General features: G+C 42.6%; 14 protein-coding genes. 5 read left to right on the forward strand and 9 right to left on the reverse strand.

Annotation, left to right across the window (positions count from 1 at the left end; genetic code table 11):
* The first annotated feature begins 145 nt into the window (after window positions 1–145).
* On the forward strand, window positions 146–1,768 hold the full coding sequence (locus Xets_RS17220) for an ABC transporter substrate-binding protein (RefSeq protein ID WP_167450522.1): 1,623 nt from the start codon (window positions 146–148) through the stop codon (window positions 1,766–1,768).
* Between the two features lie 34 nt (window positions 1,769–1,802).
* Here Xets_RS17220 and Xets_RS17225 read toward each other — a convergent pair whose 3' ends face one another.
* The 4 genes from Xets_RS17225 to sbcD form a co-directional block, all read right to left on the reverse strand.
* Window positions 1,803–2,207: a type II toxin-antitoxin system HicB family antitoxin gene (locus Xets_RS17225; RefSeq protein WP_187652192.1), complete on the reverse strand. Its 405-nt coding sequence runs from the start codon at window positions 2,205–2,207 to the stop codon at window positions 1,803–1,805.
* Between the two features lie 51 nt (window positions 2,208–2,258).
* Entirely contained in the window at window positions 2,259–2,450 is a 192-nt protein-coding gene (locus Xets_RS17230) for a type II toxin-antitoxin system HicA family toxin (protein WP_099132450.1), read from the reverse strand.
* 79 nt (window positions 2,451–2,529) lie between these two features.
* Window positions 2,530–6,210, reverse strand: a complete 3,681-nt coding sequence (locus tag Xets_RS17235) for an AAA family ATPase (protein ID WP_187652193.1) — start codon at window positions 6,208–6,210, stop codon at window positions 2,530–2,532.
* A gap of 17 nt (window positions 6,211–6,227) precedes the next feature.
* Window positions 6,228–7,445 carry an exonuclease subunit SbcD gene (gene sbcD / locus Xets_RS17240; protein ID WP_099132452.1) on the reverse strand — a complete coding sequence of 406 codons (1,218 nt, stop codon included), beginning with the start codon at window positions 7,443–7,445 and terminating at the stop codon, window positions 6,228–6,230.
* Between the two features lie 292 nt (window positions 7,446–7,737).
* Between sbcD and phoB the strand changes: the two genes are divergently transcribed.
* From phoB to brnQ, 3 genes are all read left to right on the forward strand, one after another.
* Entirely contained in the window at window positions 7,738–8,427 is a 690-nt protein-coding gene (phoB, locus tag Xets_RS17245; RefSeq protein ID WP_099132454.1) for a phosphate regulon transcriptional regulator PhoB, read from the forward strand.
* A 19-nt stretch (window positions 8,428–8,446) separates the two neighbouring features.
* Window positions 8,447–9,757: a phosphate regulon sensor histidine kinase PhoR gene (phoR, locus tag Xets_RS17250; protein ID WP_187652194.1), complete on the forward strand. Its 1,311-nt coding sequence runs from the start codon at window positions 8,447–8,449 to the stop codon at window positions 9,755–9,757.
* Between the two features lie 354 nt (window positions 9,758–10,111).
* The gene (gene brnQ / locus Xets_RS17255) at window positions 10,112–11,452 is read left to right on the forward strand and encodes a branched-chain amino acid transport system II carrier protein (RefSeq protein WP_187652195.1); all 1,341 of its coding nucleotides are present in this window, start codon (window positions 10,112–10,114) and stop codon (window positions 11,450–11,452) included.
* 94 nt (window positions 11,453–11,546) lie between these two features.
* On the opposite strand, the gene ggt is transcribed toward brnQ, so the two are convergent.
* The 3 genes from ggt to Xets_RS17270 form a co-directional block, all read right to left on the reverse strand.
* Window positions 11,547–13,307: a gamma-glutamyltransferase gene (gene ggt, locus Xets_RS17260; RefSeq protein WP_187652196.1), complete on the reverse strand. Its 1,761-nt coding sequence runs from the start codon at window positions 13,305–13,307 to the stop codon at window positions 11,547–11,549.
* A gap of 199 nt (window positions 13,308–13,506) precedes the next feature.
* Window positions 13,507–14,109 (reverse strand): peroxiredoxin C, encoded by a 603-nt coding sequence (locus tag Xets_RS17265; protein ID WP_099132457.1) that lies wholly within the window; start codon window positions 14,107–14,109, stop codon window positions 13,507–13,509.
* 199 nt (window positions 14,110–14,308) lie between these two features.
* Window positions 14,309–14,896, reverse strand: coding sequence for an ACP phosphodiesterase (locus tag Xets_RS17270; protein WP_099132560.1), 588 nt, complete (start codon window positions 14,894–14,896; stop codon window positions 14,309–14,311).
* Window positions 14,897–15,014: 118 nt separating this feature from the next.
* On the opposite strand from Xets_RS17270, the gene queA reads away from it, so the two are divergent.
* Window positions 15,015–16,088 carry a tRNA preQ1(34) S-adenosylmethionine ribosyltransferase-isomerase QueA gene (gene queA / locus Xets_RS17275; RefSeq protein WP_187652197.1) on the forward strand — a complete coding sequence of 358 codons (1,074 nt, stop codon included), beginning with the start codon at window positions 15,015–15,017 and terminating at the stop codon, window positions 16,086–16,088.
* A gap of 177 nt (window positions 16,089–16,265) precedes the next feature.
* Here the strand turns inward: queA and Xets_RS17280 are convergent, their stop codons facing one another.
* Together Xets_RS17280 and Xets_RS22630 are read right to left on the reverse strand one after the other, a co-directional pair.
* Window positions 16,266–17,312 carry a site-specific integrase gene (locus Xets_RS17280; RefSeq protein WP_187652198.1) on the reverse strand — a complete coding sequence of 349 codons (1,047 nt, stop codon included), beginning with the start codon at window positions 17,310–17,312 and terminating at the stop codon, window positions 16,266–16,268.
* Between the two features lie 201 nt (window positions 17,313–17,513).
* On the reverse strand, window positions 17,514–17,712 hold a 199-nt coding region (locus tag Xets_RS22630; protein WP_222941630.1), incomplete at its 5' end, for a hypothetical protein.

The following is a 17,712-nucleotide window of genomic DNA, read 5'->3' on the forward strand; positions in this document are numbered from 1 at the left end:
TGAAAAATACTCAATCAAAAAATTTATTGTTGTTGCACTAAATAATTTATTGAGTAATAAATAGCGTGTCATGCTGTAACATGGATTGAAAACAAAATGGAGGACAAAAATAAATAATTACAGCACAGCTATGGGGAGACATGACATGTTAAATAAAATCAGCAAAAAAAAGATTAAAACATTAGGTTGTTCTATCAGTATTATATTGAGTAGTATCACATCATCTTATGCCGCAGTTATTCCACCTGATACACAATTATCGGAAAAACAAGAAATTGTTCGTAATAATGGTGCGGAGCCTGCTTCACTGGATGTCGATAAAGTCGAAGGTAATATAGCACTAAATATTATCAATGATTTCTTTGATACGTTAGTGGGCACGGATAAACAAGGCCAGATCATACCCAAATTGGCTGCAAGCTGGGAAACGAAGGATAATAAAACGTGGATTTTCCATTTGAGGAAAGGAATCAAATGGTCTGATGGTACACCCATTACCGCTCATGATGTTGTTTTTAGCTGGCGACGGCTGACAAATCCTAAAACACTTTCTCCATATGGTAGCTATTTTGTTGATGCTTCTGTGGTGAATGCCAAAGAGGTTTTGGCCGGAAAGAAAAAAGTGGAGGAGCTTGGTGTAAAAGCCTTGGATGATTCGACATTGGAGGTAAGGCTAGAAAAACCGGTTGGATATTTTTTGCAGATGCTGGCGTTCTCGATTACGTCTCCAGTTAGCAAAAAAGTTGTTGAAAAATACGGAGATAAATGGACTCAACCTGAGTTTTTTGTTTCTAGTGGTGCATTTAAATTAGCTGAATGGAAAGTGAATGAAAAAATTGTTGGAGTGAGAAACCCTTATTATTGGGATAATAAAAATACTGTTATTAATAAAGTAACTTATCTTCCATTGTCATCAGATATATCAGATTTAAACCGTTATCTGGCTGGAGAAATAGATATTACATTTACAATTCCATTAGAATCGTTTGCCTCATTAAAGAAAAATATGAGTTCACAAATTCATATTTCGCCTATACTTAGCACATATTACTATCAGTTTAACAATAAAGAACCTTTGTTTAAAGATATTAGGATCCGACAAGCGCTAGGTCTTGCTTTGGATAGAAATATTATTGCCAATAAAGTCGTTGCCCAAGGGCAAATACCTGCTTACACAATCTTGCCTCCTGGAATTGGTGGTTTTAAATTTAAACAACCTGATTATGTATCATGGACACAAGAGCAACGTAATGAGAAAGCCAAACAGTTATTAAATGAAGCAGGTTTTAATAAAGATCATCCTCTTAAATTTAATTTGGTTTATAATTCATCAGGTTTACATAAAAAAGTTGCTATTGCTGCAACCTCAATGTGGAAAAAGAATCTCGGTGTTATTGCTAATATACAAACTGAAGAGTGGAAAGTAATGTTGGAGAACGAACATCAAGGTAAATTTGATGTTGTTAGAGGTGGATGGATTGGCGATTATAATAACCCAATGTCTTTTTTTAATATATTTACAACAAATCAAACAAATAATACTTCATTTTATTCTAATAAAGACTTTGATAATTGGATTCGTAAAGCAGGAGAAACTAATAAAAAAGAAGATTTTCAACATGCACTCGATATTATGACAAAAGAGACTCCTATTATACCCGTTTATTACTATGTCACTGCGATATTGGTTAAGCCTTATATTGGTGGTTATCACGCCGATCTGCTGGGAATGATATCAACGAAGGATCTTTATATTATTAAGCACTAAATTAAAGAGCCTGCTTAAGCAGGCTCTCCATAGTCTATTGTAGTGCTTTACGAGCAGCCAAAGCTAAAAATCCACTGCGGCTACCATATTCGGGATGCTGCTTGACTTTTGTATCAATGCGATTGATTAAACGCAATGGTAAGGTAATATTAATCCGCTCTGTTTTGTCTTCGAACTGGCTCATATCTACAGGAATTAAAAGCCATTGCCCATTTTTGTATTCACCGGTCTTTTCTACAAGGTGTTCTTGCATGGCTTTTGGCAATGGGAATTCCAGGTTTTGTTCTTTCATTAACTCGAAATGTGCATTGATCGCAGATTGCGCATCAGAATGTGCTGCTTCAAGTGTGTCACCAGCAAAGATACACCCTGCAACGTCAGGAAACCAGCCACTGGCACTACCATCTTGATCTATTTCGACAAATGCTGGATATAACATAATTTTATTCCACTTTTATCTGTATATTTTTTCTGGGTAATTCGTAATCCATTAACTGGATTGTTTGAGTTTTGCGTCTTTTAGAATCTTGCTGAGAGTTCCTGGTTTAATATCTCTACGTGGGTGGGGAACTGTTATCACCGCAGCGAACTCAGGATGAGTGAATTGATGATGACTCCCTTTGATTCGTTTAAGTTTCCAGCCATTTTTTTCCAATAATCTCATTAAATCTGAACTGTTCAAGCAGCCTCCTTTCCGCTTCGAATATTATATACACACCATACGCATTGCTCAAGCGGTTGTTACTATTTGATTTCCATGTTTAAACCCGAAATTCTGCAGCTAATTGACTGAAACCCAATCCATTCTTTTTTTCCACTTTGATCTGAACAGGAATTCGCTCTTTTAATGCTTCTACATGACTAATTACTCCGATAGTCTTTCCTGATGCATTAAGGTGATCCAGTGCATCCAAAGCGATATCCAAAGTTTCAGGATCAAGCGTGCCAAACCCTTCATCAAGGAACAGGGATTCTATTTGTGTCTTGTTACTCACTAGATCAGACAAGGCGAGAGCAAGAGCAAGGCTGACAAGGAAACTTTCTCCTCCAGAAAGCGTTTTGGTATCCCTCGTAGCATCCGCTTGCCAGGTGTCAACGATTTGTAATTCCAGTCCGCCGTCATCTTTGCGTTGCAAGTAGTAGCGCCCATGTAATTTTTCCAATCGGATATTTGCCAGATGTACGAGATGATCCAATGTCAGACCTTGAGCAAAACGGCGGAATTTCGCGCCATCGGCAGAGCCAATGAGATTATTGAGATAGCTCCAGTCATCATATGTCTGTTGTAAGAGTGCGATCTGTGCCAGTAACTTGTGTTGGTGTTGACGGCGAGTTGCATTGCTGTTCAATACGATTCTGACTTCACCTTGTTGTTGGTTATTTTGTTTCAACTTAGTCGTAACGTCGGTCAATATGGTGGATAGTTGTTGAGGTTCATGTTGATTAAGCAATTGTGGCTGCGTTTCTGTATGTCGCTGTAAGGCCACTTCTGATTCATGATGCCGTGTTTTAGCTTGCAATTGTTGCTGTTCAAGTTTTTCTTGTAACTGTTGTAATTTTTCCCGCTGTTCTGGTTCCAATAAGGCATGTTCAAAGGATGATTGATCGGGAAAGCCTTGCTGTTCTAAGCCTGTTTGTAAATGGCTGATAGCAAGTTTGTAGTTTTCTTCGGCAATGGTGTGGCTTTTTTCTATTTCACTGGCAGCACCGATTAATTGACTCATTTTGTTTTGCAGTGTTTGCAGATGGAAAACAGCCTGTTTGTAGGCGATTTCCAATTCATTGGTTTTTTGCTGCAAGGCCTGACGAACAGCAATGATGGATTGTTCGCCAAATAAACACTGACGTTCCTGACGTGTTTGTTCCAATAACTGCATTTGCTGTTGTTGTTGTTCCCTCAAAGTATGAAGGTGAGTGGAGAGCTTATTTTTTTGTTTGTCTAGTTCACCCAGTTTGCTTTGCAAGGCTGCTTGTTCTTTTTGTAGTTGCTGCCACTTTTCTCGTGAATCGTGGTAGTTTTTTAATTCTTGTTCACGCTGTTGCAGCCAGTTTTCTATTTCATGAGAGACAGGAAGTGTGAAAGGGGTCGGCTGTAATGCCGTGTTTAACTGTTGTGCTGTCGCTGCATAGTCGGCTTCTATTTGTTGAGCTTCTGCTGTCTTTTCTGTCAATTGTTTTTGCGCTGAATCCTGTTTGAATTTTTCCAGTTCAATACTCTTTTCACAGGCTTGGTATTGTTCTCGGTTGGTAGCAAGTGCTTTTTCGGCTGTTTGATAGTTTTTCTCTGCCTGTAATAGGGCTTCCTGCTGCGCTTGGTTTTGGTGATAAGCAGATTGTCGTTGGCTGATAAAGTAATTAACCGTCTTTGTCTCCATCGGTAATTCTGTAGCCTGCAACTGCTGGCAATGGTGTTCCCATTGTTTAACCCATTCCGTCAATTTAGCGTGGTATTGTGCGATATTTTTCTGTAATTGTTCGCCATACTGCTGTTGAAGCTGTTGTTTTTGCCGTAGGGTTGTACGATTTTCTTGCAGTTGATCAATCTGTTGACGCAGGGTTTTCAGGCGCTCTTCTGAATGTGGTAGGGCAATATTCTGGTATTCATTGATTAAAGGATGATGAGTTGAGCCGCAAAGCGGACAAGACTCACCTTCTTTTAATTGTGCCCGTTCTTTTTCCAGGCTGACTATTCGTTGTTCCAAACGAATTCGATTGGTGAGATCGTCATAATGTTGCTGTTTATCTACCAACTGTTGATTGAGGGTTGCGATCTGATCAGGTAAGGCTTTTATCAATGCTTGAGATTGGTTCAATTGGCTTTGATCGGCTGAGATCGCTGTTTGTAACTGTTGGATCTGGGGAAGCAAGATCTCCAATTGGTTCTGTGATACCAATTTTTTCTGATAATTTTCTAAATTTCTCTGCAACTGTTCCAAAGGATGCTTTTGCTGCAACGTTGTGAGTTGGTTTTCAGCAGAGGCAAAGCTATTACGCAGTATTTGGCTCTGTTCTTGCTGTTTAGCCAGCTCTGCATTTAATTTATGTAAATAATCGGTTGTACGGGCAAGCTCTGAGCCAATTTGTTGAGTGCTTTGGGTAAGTTGGTCTATTTTTTCTCGTCGTTCTTTCTGACGGGTGAATAGTTGTTTCCATTCAGGCAGTTTGCTGTCCAAATTGCAGTAATAAGGGTGCTGCTCATAGTAGGACTCCAACGTCTTTTGTTCGTTATTTAAGGTAGCCGTTCTATCCTGTGTGGCTTGGTGTTGGGATAAAATGTCTGTGAGATCACGGTTTTGTCCTGCGATTTCTTGTTCAAGTTTCAACAGCTCTTTGGATTGAATATCAATTTTATGATCGAGTGGCATAATTTGCTCTGAGATGAGCTTTTCTTGCTGATTTTGATGCTGTTGATGCTCTTCCCGCTTTTTATCCAACTGAGCCAGTTGCTGTTCAGCAGGTTGCAGCATTGCCAGTTGTTGTTGGCGCTCATGCTCTATTTTTGTGCGTTGTTCCACAATCCGCTGTTTTTCATGAGTGGCGCGGTTTTGTGCATCCCATAATGGACGGATTTTCTCTGCTGGTTCGCTAGCAGCAAGTTGTTGCAACTGAGGTTGTGCTTCTTGAATTACTTGCTCAGTTTGCTGTAAAAGTGAAGCACAGCTAACCAGTGATTGCTGTAGCTCATCCTGTCGCAAAAGCCAATTTTCGGCAGTTTGTAACGCCTTCATTTGTTGGCTGAGTTGGGTTTCTTCTGTAATAAGCTGTTGTTGCTGGTTTTGGTATGCCTGTTGTTGTTCTGGCGTGAGTAATTCAATGGAAGAGGCTTTAGCCTGCTGAATGTTCAGTTCAGATTGTGCCTCTTTATGACGTTGGTAAATTTCCTGGGACAGAATGCCGTAAATTTCTGTACCGGTTAGCTCTTCCAGTAGATCTGCCCGATCTTTATCCTGTGCATTTAAAAATGCGGCAAAATTTCCCTGTGACAAAAGCATGGATTTGGTAAAACGGCTGAAATCCAGTCCAGTTATTTCGGCAATTTTTTCTTTTTTCTCTGGAATTTTATCAGCCAGAATTTTTCCCTCTTTTTTGAGGGCCAATTCTCCTTTTGGGGGTTGGAGTTTGCCATTTGCTTGGTTGCGAGCACGGCGCTGACTCCAAAATGCCCGATAAGCAATGCCTTTGACTTCAAATTCTACTTCAGCAAGGCACTCTGCGGTATGACGGGTCATTAATTCATTTTGCGAAGCAGAAATAGTATTGAGCCTTGGTGTTTCATGATACAGGGCGAGGCAAATGGCATCCAATAAGGAGGTTTTTCCTGCACCAGTTGGGCCAATAATGGCAAATAATCCATTGCTGGCAAATGGTTCTGCCGTAAAGTCAATTTTCCACTCACCTTGCAGGGAATTGATATTTTTCAGCCGTAAGCTAAGAATTTTCATGGCATGTTCTCTTCATGTTATTGCTGAGAAATATCATCCAGCGTTTGTTTAAACAACGTGGTCAGGCGTTGTTTTTGCGCGGGATCATCGATTTCAGCCAGCGCCAAACGACGTTCAAAGACTTCATCTACGCTTAGCTCGGTAAGTGTTTCTTTATTTTGTTCAGACAATGACAGTTGGCGAGCGCTTTTGCTGCGGCGTAGCAGAATAATCTCAACAGGCAGGCCTTCACTGAGGGTTTGGATGCGTTTTTGGATATCGGGCAGGTAATCTTGGGTTGCGACTTCAATATCCAGCCAAACCGGACGCTCTCCTTGATATTCCTTGAAAGAGTGTAATTGCTCTTCAATTTGTTGCAAATTACCACGAATAAGCTGCATAGGCTGATAATATGGGATCGGTAAAAGTGTGATGCTATCGAGTTTACCTGATTTAAAGTCCACTAAGCAGACGCTTTTTTCTTGTCCCACTTCATCAAAACTGAGTGGAATGGGGGAGCCGCTATAGCGGATATGCTCTGATTTACCGATGACTTGCGGGCGGTGGATATGCCCCAGTGCAATATAGTCAGCAGGAGGGAAGGATTGTGCGGGGAAGGCCTCTAATGTGCCAATGTAAATATCGCGAACGGAATCCGTAGTGGAAGCTCCCACCGTAGTGAGGTGACCAGTGGCAATAATCGGTAATGGCTGGCCGAGCTGCTCTCGTAATGCACAAGCTTGCTGATAGAGTCTGTGGTAATGTTCGGTGATGGCATCCTGTAGCGCCTGCTGTTTTTGTGCGTCAGATTGCCCCGCCTGGCTGGTGATGATATCCCGTGGACGCAGATAGGGAATAGCGCAGAGAATCGCTCCGGCATTACTGTCTCTGCCATACAGGATCTTTATCTGCTGTGCTATATCTTTGGTTTCAGCATTAGCAATCACAGTGGTATTCAGGTAAGAGAGAAGGGATTTAGATTCATTGAGTGTGGCAACGGAATCATGGTTTCCACCGAGAATGACAAGTTGGCAGCCTGTGGGCTGTAGTGCCACAATGAATTTGTTATAAAGTTCGCGTGCGTAGCTGGGTGGGGAGCCGGTATCAAAAATATCACCGGCAATAATGAGTGCGTCAACTTGATGCTGTACGATCTTTTCAATCAGCCATTGCAAAAAATACTTATGTTCAGCGGCGCGGCTTTTAGTAAAGAAATATTGGCCAAGATGCCAGTCAGATGTATGAATGATTCGCATGATTTTCCCGCCGTTGCCCTAATTGTTTTTCTAGCCCGCTACTTATCGCCTGTTGCAGGTGCTAATTATAATGGCAGTGTGAGGGATGTCCTGTGTAATTTGGCATCCTTTACTGAATTTTCGAGCTGGTTTGCATTTCTAATGAAATATGACAAAGATGCAGGATTTTCTTTGGAAACCAGTTTGTATCTTGTTAATTGAGAAATAAGGAATTTCATAAAAGTGTCATAAAATTGACTCATAATATTTGCAGTGAAAGTCACTCACCTTAATGATATTAACGGGATTGATCATGGTTAAACGCATTTTGGTCGTTGAAGATGAAGTGCCGATTCGTGAAATGGTTTGTTTTGCATTGGAGCAAAGCGGTTATGAAGCCATTGAAGCCGAAGATTACGATACAGCAATAAGACGTTTGTCTGAGCCTTATCCTGATTTGGTATTATTGGACTGGATGCTGCCAGGAGGTTCTGGGATACAACTTATCCGGCAAATGAAGCGGGATAATAACGTTAAGGCGATCCCTGTCATTATGGTCACGGCTCGGGTGGAGGAGGAGGATCGGGTACGTGGTTTAGATGTCGGTGCTGATGACTATATAACGAAGCCGTTTTCACCTAAGGAATTGATTGCCCGGGTTAAGGCTGTTTTGCGGCGTATTTTACCTATAGAGTCGGAAGACATTATTGATATGGATGGATTGATTCTGGATCCATCATCCCACCGCGTTTCCAGTCAGGGACAAGATTTGGAAATGGGGCCAACTGAATTCAAACTTCTCCACTTTTTTATGACTCATCCTGAGCGTGTTTATAGTCGTGAACAGTTACTCAACTATGTGTGGGGAACAAATGTTTATGTGGAAGATCGTACGGTTGATGTACATATCCGACGGTTGCGTAAAGCGTTGGAGATAGGGGATCACGCTAAGATGGTACAAACAGTGCGTGGTACAGGTTATCGCTTTTCTACCCGCTATTGACTGTTTGGAGTAAAGTCACGTGCTTGAGCGTTTATTTTGGAAAAAGTTGGTATGGGGGCTTGTGCTTTTTTGCTTGCCCGCTGTCATTTTGTCTCTTTTTATCGGTTACTTGGCATGGCTGCTGGTTATCGCACTGTTTTTGGCTCTGGTATGGCATGGCTATAATTTGCTGAAATTATCCGATTGGTTATGGTTGGATCGCAATATGTTACCGCCTGTCGGTCGTGGCGGCTGGGAACCTATCTTTTATGGTATTTACCAGATGCAGCAACGCAATCGTAAACGGCGTCGTGAACTCGCATTACTCATCAAACGCTTTCGTAGCGGGGCTGAATCATTGCCGGATGCCATGGTGATAATGACCACGGAAGGCAATATTTTTTGGTGTAATCGTCTGGCACAACATTTACTAGGGTTCCGCTGGCCTGAAGATAATGGTCAGCATATTTTCAACCTGCTTCGCTATCCTGATTTCAGCCGTTATATCACAGCGAATGATTTTTCCCACCCTCTGTCCATCGAATTGAATAATGGCAATATGATGGAGTTCCGCATTATGCCTTATTCTGAGAAGCAATTATTGATGGTCGCGCGTGACATCACCCAAAAACGACTGTTGGAAAATGCCAGACGGGATTTTTTTGCCAATGTGAGTCATGAACTCAAAACTCCTCTCACTGTACTGCAAGGTTATCTGGAAATGATGGAGGATCAGGCGTTCGGCAATAAGGTGAACCAGAAGGTTATCGGTACGATGCGGGAACAAATACGAAGAATGGATGGCCTGGTGCAGCAACTGATGCATCTTTCCAAAATTGAAGGGGGACCACAAGTGGACATGAATGAAGCCGTGGATGTTCCCAACATGTTGAAAATATTGCAACGGGAAGCGTTGGCCCTGGGAAATGAACAGTATGATATTGTGTTTGATATCGATGAAACACTGAATGTATTTGGTAATGAAGAACAACTGCGCAGTGTAATGTCTAACCTTATTTATAATGCCATCAAACATACCCCGCCGGGCACAAGGATTGAGGTGAGTTGGCGACATGTTTCCCAAGGTGCACTGTTCAAAGTGAAAGATAATGGTGGTGGGATTAGCGCGGAACATTTACCACGTCTGACAGAACGTTTTTATCGCGTCGATCGAGCGCGTTCACGTCAAACTGGGGGAAATGGGTTAGGTTTGGCGATAGTGAAACATGCATTGCATCACTACAATACTCATCTTGATATTGCGAGTACTTTAGGAAAGGGCTCAGTTTTTAGCTTTTTATTGGCGTCTAGGCTTATAGCTGCTGCCAAAAACAGTTTTATGACAAAATGATTTATTAATCGCCATGAACAAAAAATGCGCATGAGCAAAAAAACACACAAATCATATAGTGTGTATTCAATGATAGATAACAATAATAACTGATTTTAAAAACCAGTTCAGGATATTGTTCTGGTTTTTGGTTTTGTGCTTGCCTTTTAGCGCTATAAAAGTTTTACTTGGGGACAGTTATTGGCGATTCTAGCTGTTATTACTACTATCATTCTGTATCTTGCGATTATCAGTGAATATTATGTTGCTCACTGACGGTTAAATCAGAATTCGGTCTCGCCAGTGAAATTCAAGTGCTAGCGATAGTTACTGTCGCAGATGCATCTCTTTTGGCAAAATACATTAACAATCATTATGGCATACCGTTTATCATCTAAGGATATTTGGGCATTAGGCTTTATGACCTTTGCCTTGTTTGTTGGTGCGGGAAATATTATTTTTCCGCCTATGGTTGGCTTGCAGGCAGGAGAGAATGTTTGGATCTCAGCCGCCGGTTTTTTGCTAACCGCTGTTGGCTTGCCAGTCATTACTGTCATTGCGTTGGCAAAAGTGGGTGGGGGCATTGAAGCACTCAGTACACCGATTGGAAAAACTGCAGGTCTGATTCTGGCAACTGTCTGCTATTTAGCTGTCGGCCCCCTGTTTGCAACACCTAGAACCGCAACGGTTTCTTTTGAAGTGGGTATTGCACCACTTACCGGAACAGGTGATCTTCCTTTATTTATCTATAGCGTGATCTATTTTGCACTCGTGGTGCTGATTTCATTGTATCCAGGAAAACTACTGGATAACGTTGGCCATATATTGGCTCCAATCAAAATCGTGGCGTTAGCCATTTTGGGAATTGCGGCTGTGTTGTGGCCGGCAGGTGGCCCTGTTCCTGCTATTGAAACTTATCGGGAAATTCCGTTTTCAAATGGCTTTGTCAATGGCTATTTGACAATGGATACACTGGCCGCAATGGTATTCGGTATTGTTATTGTCAATGCGGCCCGTTCCAGAGGGGTTGAAGCTTCTTCTCTGTTGACGCGCTATGCCATGTGGGCTGGTTTGATTGCTGGTCTTGGCTTGACGCTGGTGTACCTCTCTTTGTTCAAACTTGGGGAAGGTAGTGGCACATTAGTGCCTACAGCAGAGAATGGTGCTGTGATTTTGCACGCCTATGTCCAAAATATTTTTGGTGACTACGGCAGTTTCTTCCTCGCGCTACTGATTTTTGTTGCCTGTATGGTGACTGCTGTCGGTTTGACTTGTGCTTGCTCTGAATTTTTCAGCCGTTATTTGCCATTGTCTTATCGTGCTCTGGTACTGATTTTAGGTACATTCTCCATGCTGGTTTCTAACATGGGCTTAAGTCACTTGATTAAGTTCTCAATTCCAGTACTGACGGCAATTTATCCACCCTGTATCGCGCTGATATTACTGAGCTTTACAATCCGTTGGTGGAATAATTTCACCCGCATTTTGGCTCCTGCCATGTCTATCAGTTTGCTGTTTGGAATTTTGGATGCAATAAAAGCTTCTGAGTATTTATCCCATTTACTACCAGGGTGGGCGAATCATTTGCCATTAGCGGATCAGGGTTTGGCTTGGTTATTGCCTACTTTGCTGACGATTGTTGTGTGCGCCATTTATGATCGCATCGTAGGAGGCGTAAAACTCCCAAAGTATGAAGTGCAGCCTGAAGAGAAGTAGGAATAAAATTTGTTCATGATGTAAATGACGTTATTAGATGATAAAAGGGTGAGCCGCTGAAAACGGCTCACCCTTTTTTGTTGAGTTATTCGGGTTAATAACCAATAGCGGCACCGGCAGGTCGCCGTGCATCGTTGGCGCCGTAGATGTAGCCTTCACGGACAATACCTGATACGGCTGAATCATTACCTGATGATTGTGGAGTCACACCAGCGGCACCCGGCAATCCAATCATGATTAATTCTGCGGCTCCCCAAGGTATCTGTTCCACCATTTTGTAGCCCATTTTTTCCAGTAAGTTTAGGGTGTCTTTCGACAAGCCACGTTGTTCATAATAGACTTCGTCAGGTAGCCATTGATGATGGATCCGTGGGCTATTGACAGCTTCTTGTGGTGGCATGTTGAATTCGATGATATTCAGGGCCGCTTGTAGCGTGATGGAGATAATGCGTGAACCTCCGGGAGAACCTAAGACCAGGAAGATTTTATTATCTTTGGTCACGAGTGTTGGGCTCATTGATGATAGTGGGCGCTTACCAGGGGCTATTGAGTTGGTTGCACCTTGCACTAGCCCGTACAGGTTTTTCTCACCAACTTTAGTTGTGAAGTCGTCCATTTCATCGTTAAGGAAAAAGCCTGTTCCTGGCGCAATTACAACGGCACCAAAACGTCCATTGATGGTGTAAGTTGTTGATACCGCGTTTCCTTCTTTATCTACTACGGAATAGTGGGTAGTTTCCGGTTTTTCATGGGAACCAATGCCTGGTTGAATATTCACCGATGGAGTGGCTTTATTCGGTTGAATCTCTTTTCTGATCGATTCGGCATAACTTTTACTTAACAGTCGATCAAGCGGGTTATTAATAAAGGCGGGATCGCCCAGATAGGTATTTCTATCCATATAGGCGTGGCGCATGGCTTCTGTCAATGTGTGAATATAAGCAGCAGAGTTGTATCCCATGGATTTAAGATCGTAGCCTTCAATGATGTTTAATATCTCGCATAACGTAACACCGCCAGAGCTGGGAGGTGGAGAAGAGATAAACTTGTAGCCTCGGTAACTACAAGTGACGGGTGTTGTTTCTGTGATATGGTAATTGGCAAAATCCGCTGCGGTGATAATTCCGCCTGATTTTTTTGATGCTTGTTCAACTAATTGGGGAATTTTGCCGTGATAAAAAGCATCAGGCCCATGTTTGGCAATCATTTCCAGCGTGTTGGCTAAATCGGTTTGGATAAGCCTGTCCCCTGGTTCGAATGGTGTGCCATCCTTGCGCAGGAAAATACGGGCAGCTTCTGGATCTTGAGCGAAACGCTTCACTGTAGTATCCAGAATATCGGTATCGCCACGGGTCAGTATATAGCCTTCGCGCGCCAGTTTGATGGCCGGTGCCATGACTTGTTCGCGAGTTAATGTGCCGTACTTTTTCAATGCCTCTTCAAATCCCATGACTGTGCCTGGTACAGCAATCGCGTTATAACCATACAGGCTGGCACCTTTGATAACTTTTCCATCTTTATCCAGATACATATCAGCGTTAGCCGCGGCAGGGGCTGTTTCACGGAAATTGATGAAAGTATCTTTTCCATTAGCGAGATGGATGGTCATAAAGCCACCACCGCCAATATTACCGCAGCAGGGATTAACCACTGCCTGGGCATATCCAACAGCAACTGCGGCATCAATGGCATTCCCACCCATTTTGAGAATATCGATGCCAGCTTGTGAAGCAAGACGTTGTGAGCTGACAACCATGCCCTGTTTAGCTTCAACAGCAGGTTCAGTGGCAGAATAAAGTGGAGTAGAAATAAGTAGGGATACAGCGATAAGTGGTATTTTCCATGCTTTGAACATGTGTTGTTCTCCTGAGGATAGGCCAATTGTTATTAATCAATCGTTAATTGATTTGAGTTTTTGTGGTGTTTTTGTTGCGAATGCGTAATTCACCTTATCTAAAGCTCAGGATTTTTGAAAGTAAAAAACCAGCCGACTGGGCGGCTGGTTTGGAATGCTTCATAACATAAAGTTATGAACTGATTGAATCCTAACGGGATTACAGCTTATCAGCGTTTTTGGTCAGGTATTTTGCTACGCCTTCAGGTGAAGCGCCCATACCTTCCAGGCCTTTCTCCCATTGTGCAGGACAAACTTCGCCGTGCTCTTCATGGAATTGCAGAGCGTCAACCATACGCAGCATTTCATCGATATTACGGCCCAGTGGCAGATCGTTAACCACTTGATGACGAACAACACCATTTTTGTCAATCAAGAAAGAGCCACGCAGAGCAACGCCAGCTTCTGGGTGCTCAATGCCGTAAGATTTCATGATGTCACGTTTGATATCAGCAACCATTGGGTATTTGACTTCGCCGATACCGCCTTCGCTGATTGGGGTTTTACGCCATGCGTTGTGAACGAATTCAGAGTCGAAGGATACACCAACAATTTCAACACCACGTTTCTGGAATTCTTCATAGCGATGATCGAAAGCAATCAGCTCAGAAGGGCAGACGAAAGTGAAATCCATTGGCCAGAAGAAAATAACAGCAGGACGGCCATTCAGGTGTTTTTTCAGATTGAAGTTATTAACAATTTCACCGTTACCGAGAACTGCGGCAGCCGTAAAGTCAGGGGCTTGGCGGGTTACTAAAACCATAATTGACTCCTGTGATTTTAAAAAGATGTTATGTAAAAACGGGTTACAGCATAAGGAATTAGGTTATAGCAATAAAGGATAAAATACCAATCATTATAATAGATTTTACCTATCAATAAGATGTTTTTAATTCCTTTTAGACTACATAAGATAAAACTATTTATGAAAAATTCAAGTGATGAAAAGTTCAAGACAGATGCTACTCAAGCAGACGCTTATTTGATGCTAGTGCCATCATTTCTGGGTAGAACTGGCAAAATAGTGCTTCAAAATCAAGGTAATGATTTTCTATATCCTGATACGATCCTGTCAGTGCGGATAATTTGGGACGCCTGCGAGCCATGCTTTGCAAGACATTGGCGATGCATGACATATCGGCATAACGGATGAACAAGTTTTGTGACCAGAGGTAGTTGTTCAATTCCTGAAATTTTTCAGGAGTTGAAGCGAGATGAGGCTCTATATTGTGGCGGGCAAGATTGATAAATTCGGGCAGGGAGTAATTTTTTTCAAACTTGCCCCAATGCCGAGAAAGAAAGTGATCCCAGATGATATCAAGAGTAATGGGGGCAACGCGCCGATATTCGGGGCGAAATAATTTGCGTGCTGCCATGACAAGTGGATGCTTATCCGTCAGGCTGTCCACCCGACGGTGCATACGGATACCCGCTACAATGTCAGAACTGAATGTGCCTTCTGGAGATCCTCGGACGAAATCCGCCATCAAATTCCCCAATAAGGAACTTTCCGCTAATGCAGCTAAATGAAGGTGTGCGAGAAAATTCATTGTGCGAGTATACAGTAAAGAGTGCACCGTAAATAGTTAAACCAGGTGCTTCTTTGTTGCACCCTCGCGCTTGCAGCACTAGACTAGTCCGCCTGTTTTTTTGAATGATACAGATAAAATGCGTGTCGCTGATTTTACATTTGAACTGCCTGAAGAGCTGATTGCTCACTATCCCCAGCCACAGCGAAGTGCTTGCCGCTTACTTTCCCTTGATGGTGAAACGGGCAAACTGACGCACGGTGTTTTTACTGATGTGCTGGATAAGCTGGAAGCTGGTGATCTGCTGGTTTTCAATAATACCCGCGTTATCCCTGCGCGCCTGTTTGGCCGTAAAGCGACAGGGGGGAAGTTGGAAGTTTTAGTCGAAAGGATGCTGGATGATAAGCGAGTGCTTGCTCACGTTCGGGCTTCCAAGGCACCGAAAGAAGGCACTGAGCTTATCCTCGGTGAGACCCAAAACATTAAGGCAACGATGCTGGCGCGTCATGATACTTTGTTCGAAATCCGTTTTGATGATGAGCGTGATGTATTGACCATTTTGGACCAGATTGGTCATATGCCTTTGCCACCTTATATCGCTCGTCCTGATGAAGATGCGGATCGCGAGCTATATCAGACAGTCTATAATGAACGCCCAGGCGCAGTGGCAGCACCGACTGCCGGATTGCACTTTGATGAACCTCTTTTGGCTGCCTTGCGTGAAAAAGGTATTGAAATGGCCTTTGTCACCCTGCATGTTGGTGCCGGTACTTTTCAACCTGTGCGAGTAGAAACCATCGAAGATCATGTAATGCATGCCGAATATGCGGAAGTGCCACAGGATGTCGTGGATGCAGTACTGGCATGTAAGGCGCGTGGCAACAGGGTTATTGCTGTAGGAACAACATCAGTCCGTTCACTGGAAAGTGCCGCGAGAGCTTGTCAGGATGGGGTTATCGCGCCATTTTTTGATGATACCCAAATCTTTATTTACCCTGGATTTGAATATCAGGTTGTAGATGCACTGATCACCAATTTCCATCTGCCTGAATCCACACTTATCATGCTGGTTTCTGCGTTTGCCGGTTATAAGAATACCATGAATGCCTACAAAGAAGCGGTAGCAGAAAAATATCGCTTTTTTAGTTATGGTGATGCAATGTTTATCAATCGCAATAAAATGGCAGTAAAAGAGCGGGTATCAGAAGAGTGAGTACCAGAAGAAACGGTGCCGATATAAATTAAGTGCTTTGCAATAAAAGATTTTAAAATCAAAATACTCTTCATTTCAGCTTCGCTGATTTGAATGGCATCTAAACATAGCATCAGACTGTCTTTCTGATGTCTGGGAAAACGAATCTGATTAATGACGCTTAAATAACATTTAAAATCAGCCAGTTACTAGCCTTAAATGCTGTTGCTGGCTGTCATAATTATCGGGCTGTGCCAAAAATGTGACAGCGCCGCTATATTTGGCTAAATGTTCGCCGCTTAGGTGTGCGTATTTATTGACCATTTCCAATTTCTCCCATCCTCCCATTTCTTTCAAAACCATTAGAGGAGTTCCATCCTGAACATGCCAGCTAGCCCATGTGTGCCTCAGATCGTGAAATCTGAAATTATCAATTCCTGATTTTATTAGCGCTCTATCAAAATCAGTCCGGCTCATTTGTGTTCTACGCTTACCGTTAGATGAAAAAATAAACTCACCATCTCTCGGTAGTTCACGGAGAATGGAAATAGCCTCCTCATTGAGAGGGATTGCTCTGGCCTTACCTGATTTTGCATTCTCTGCCGTAATGACGGCGATTTTTCTGTTGATATCGACATTGCGCCACGTTAGAGACAGGATCTCTCCCTTTCTTGCGCCTGTTAGTAAAGCAAATGATACTAGCTTCTTCATCCAGTCGTATTTGAGATTATCTACCAATGACCTAGCCTGATGCCGCTCTATCCATCTGACACGAATTTTAGGCTCACTTAGTCGAGAGACATGATGCTGCCTATTAAACCATCCCATCTTGTGCGCAAGAGAGAATGCACGCATAATGAAAGCCCTATATCTATTCTGCGTTGCGTTTGATAACTTTCTTTTTGTCTTGGGATTGTACATAGGCAATGAGTTAGCTATCTCTTCGTTGGTGATTGATGTTATCTTTCGTCCTTTGAAGATAAGCAAAAAGTAACGTGCATAAATTTGTTTATTAGCAAAGCTCGATTGATGTTCTGCATCTCGCAAGGCTAAGATAATCATTTCCTCAAAATATCTTTCTGGTTGCTTATCTAGCCTTTCGATTTGCCACAACTCATGCTTAACCTTATCGTGATACTCTTGGGCTTTTAGTTTGTCCTCCGTTCCAGTAGATCGTCTAATTCTTTCGCCATTTGGCGCTGATACATCGATCCAATATTTGTTACCTCTTTTGTAGATCGGCATAGTGATTCCTCTTTACCACCGACTACAGCCAGCCGGAAAATATTATTGTCTTTTAGATTTTGTTGTTCAAATTTTTTCAGGCTTTCGTCATTGGCTCTCCATAAGCCACCGACTCGGAACATATAATATTTCAGGGGATTTCTATAAATTGTACCTTCTGAGAGTTGGAGCTTTTTCGCATACTGCCTAACGGTATAAAATCTATCCTCCATCCTTCATCTCCTTCTGAATCATCCGCACATAATACGCCAGCACTGATTTAGCGCTGAACTTCATGTGGTTGAGTGGTTTAAATTTGGGTGTGTATTTATCGAGAATTGCGGTTACTGCGATATCGTCGTATTTGGGCAGGGCGGTTAATTCTTTCAGGCAATCCCTCGCCACCTTCCTCCGTGCGTTC

Origin of the sequence: Xenorhabdus sp. TS4, from assembly GCF_014467265.1 — a bacterium.
GTDB classification, from domain to species: domain Bacteria; phylum Pseudomonadota; class Gammaproteobacteria; order Enterobacterales; family Enterobacteriaceae; genus Xenorhabdus; species Xenorhabdus ehlersii.

Coding starts and splice junctions, on each gene's coding strand:
- brnQ (WP_187652195.1), top strand. CDS start 10,112: ATGGCATACCGTTTATCATCTAAGGATATTTGGGCATTAGGCTTTATG.
- phoB (WP_099132454.1), top strand. CDS start 7,738: ATGGTTAAACGCATTTTGGTCGTTGAAGATGAAGTGCCGATTCGTGAA.
- Xets_RS17265 (WP_099132457.1), bottom strand. CDS start 14,109: ATGGTTTTAGTAACCCGCCAAGCCCCTGACTTTACGGCTGCCGCAGTT.
- ggt (WP_187652196.1), bottom strand. CDS start 13,307: ATGTTCAAAGCATGGAAAATACCACTTATCGCTGTATCCCTACTTATT.
- Xets_RS17270 (WP_099132560.1), bottom strand. CDS start 14,896: ATGAATTTTCTCGCACACCTTCATTTAGCTGCATTAGCGGAAAGTTCC.
- Xets_RS17220 (WP_167450522.1), top strand. CDS start 146: ATGTTAAATAAAATCAGCAAAAAAAAGATTAAAACATTAGGTTGTTCT.
- queA (WP_187652197.1), top strand. CDS start 15,015: ATGCGTGTCGCTGATTTTACATTTGAACTGCCTGAAGAGCTGATTGCT.
- Xets_RS17235 (WP_187652193.1), bottom strand. CDS start 6,210: ATGAAAATTCTTAGCTTACGGCTGAAAAATATCAATTCCCTGCAAGGT.
- Xets_RS17225 (WP_187652192.1), bottom strand. CDS start 2,207: ATGTTATATCCAGCATTTGTCGAAATAGATCAAGATGGTAGTGCCAGT.
- sbcD (WP_099132452.1), bottom strand. CDS start 7,445: ATGCGAATCATTCATACATCTGACTGGCATCTTGGCCAATATTTCTTT.
- Xets_RS17280 (WP_187652198.1), bottom strand. CDS start 17,312: ATGCCGATCTACAAAAGAGGTAACAAATATTGGATCGATGTATCAGCG.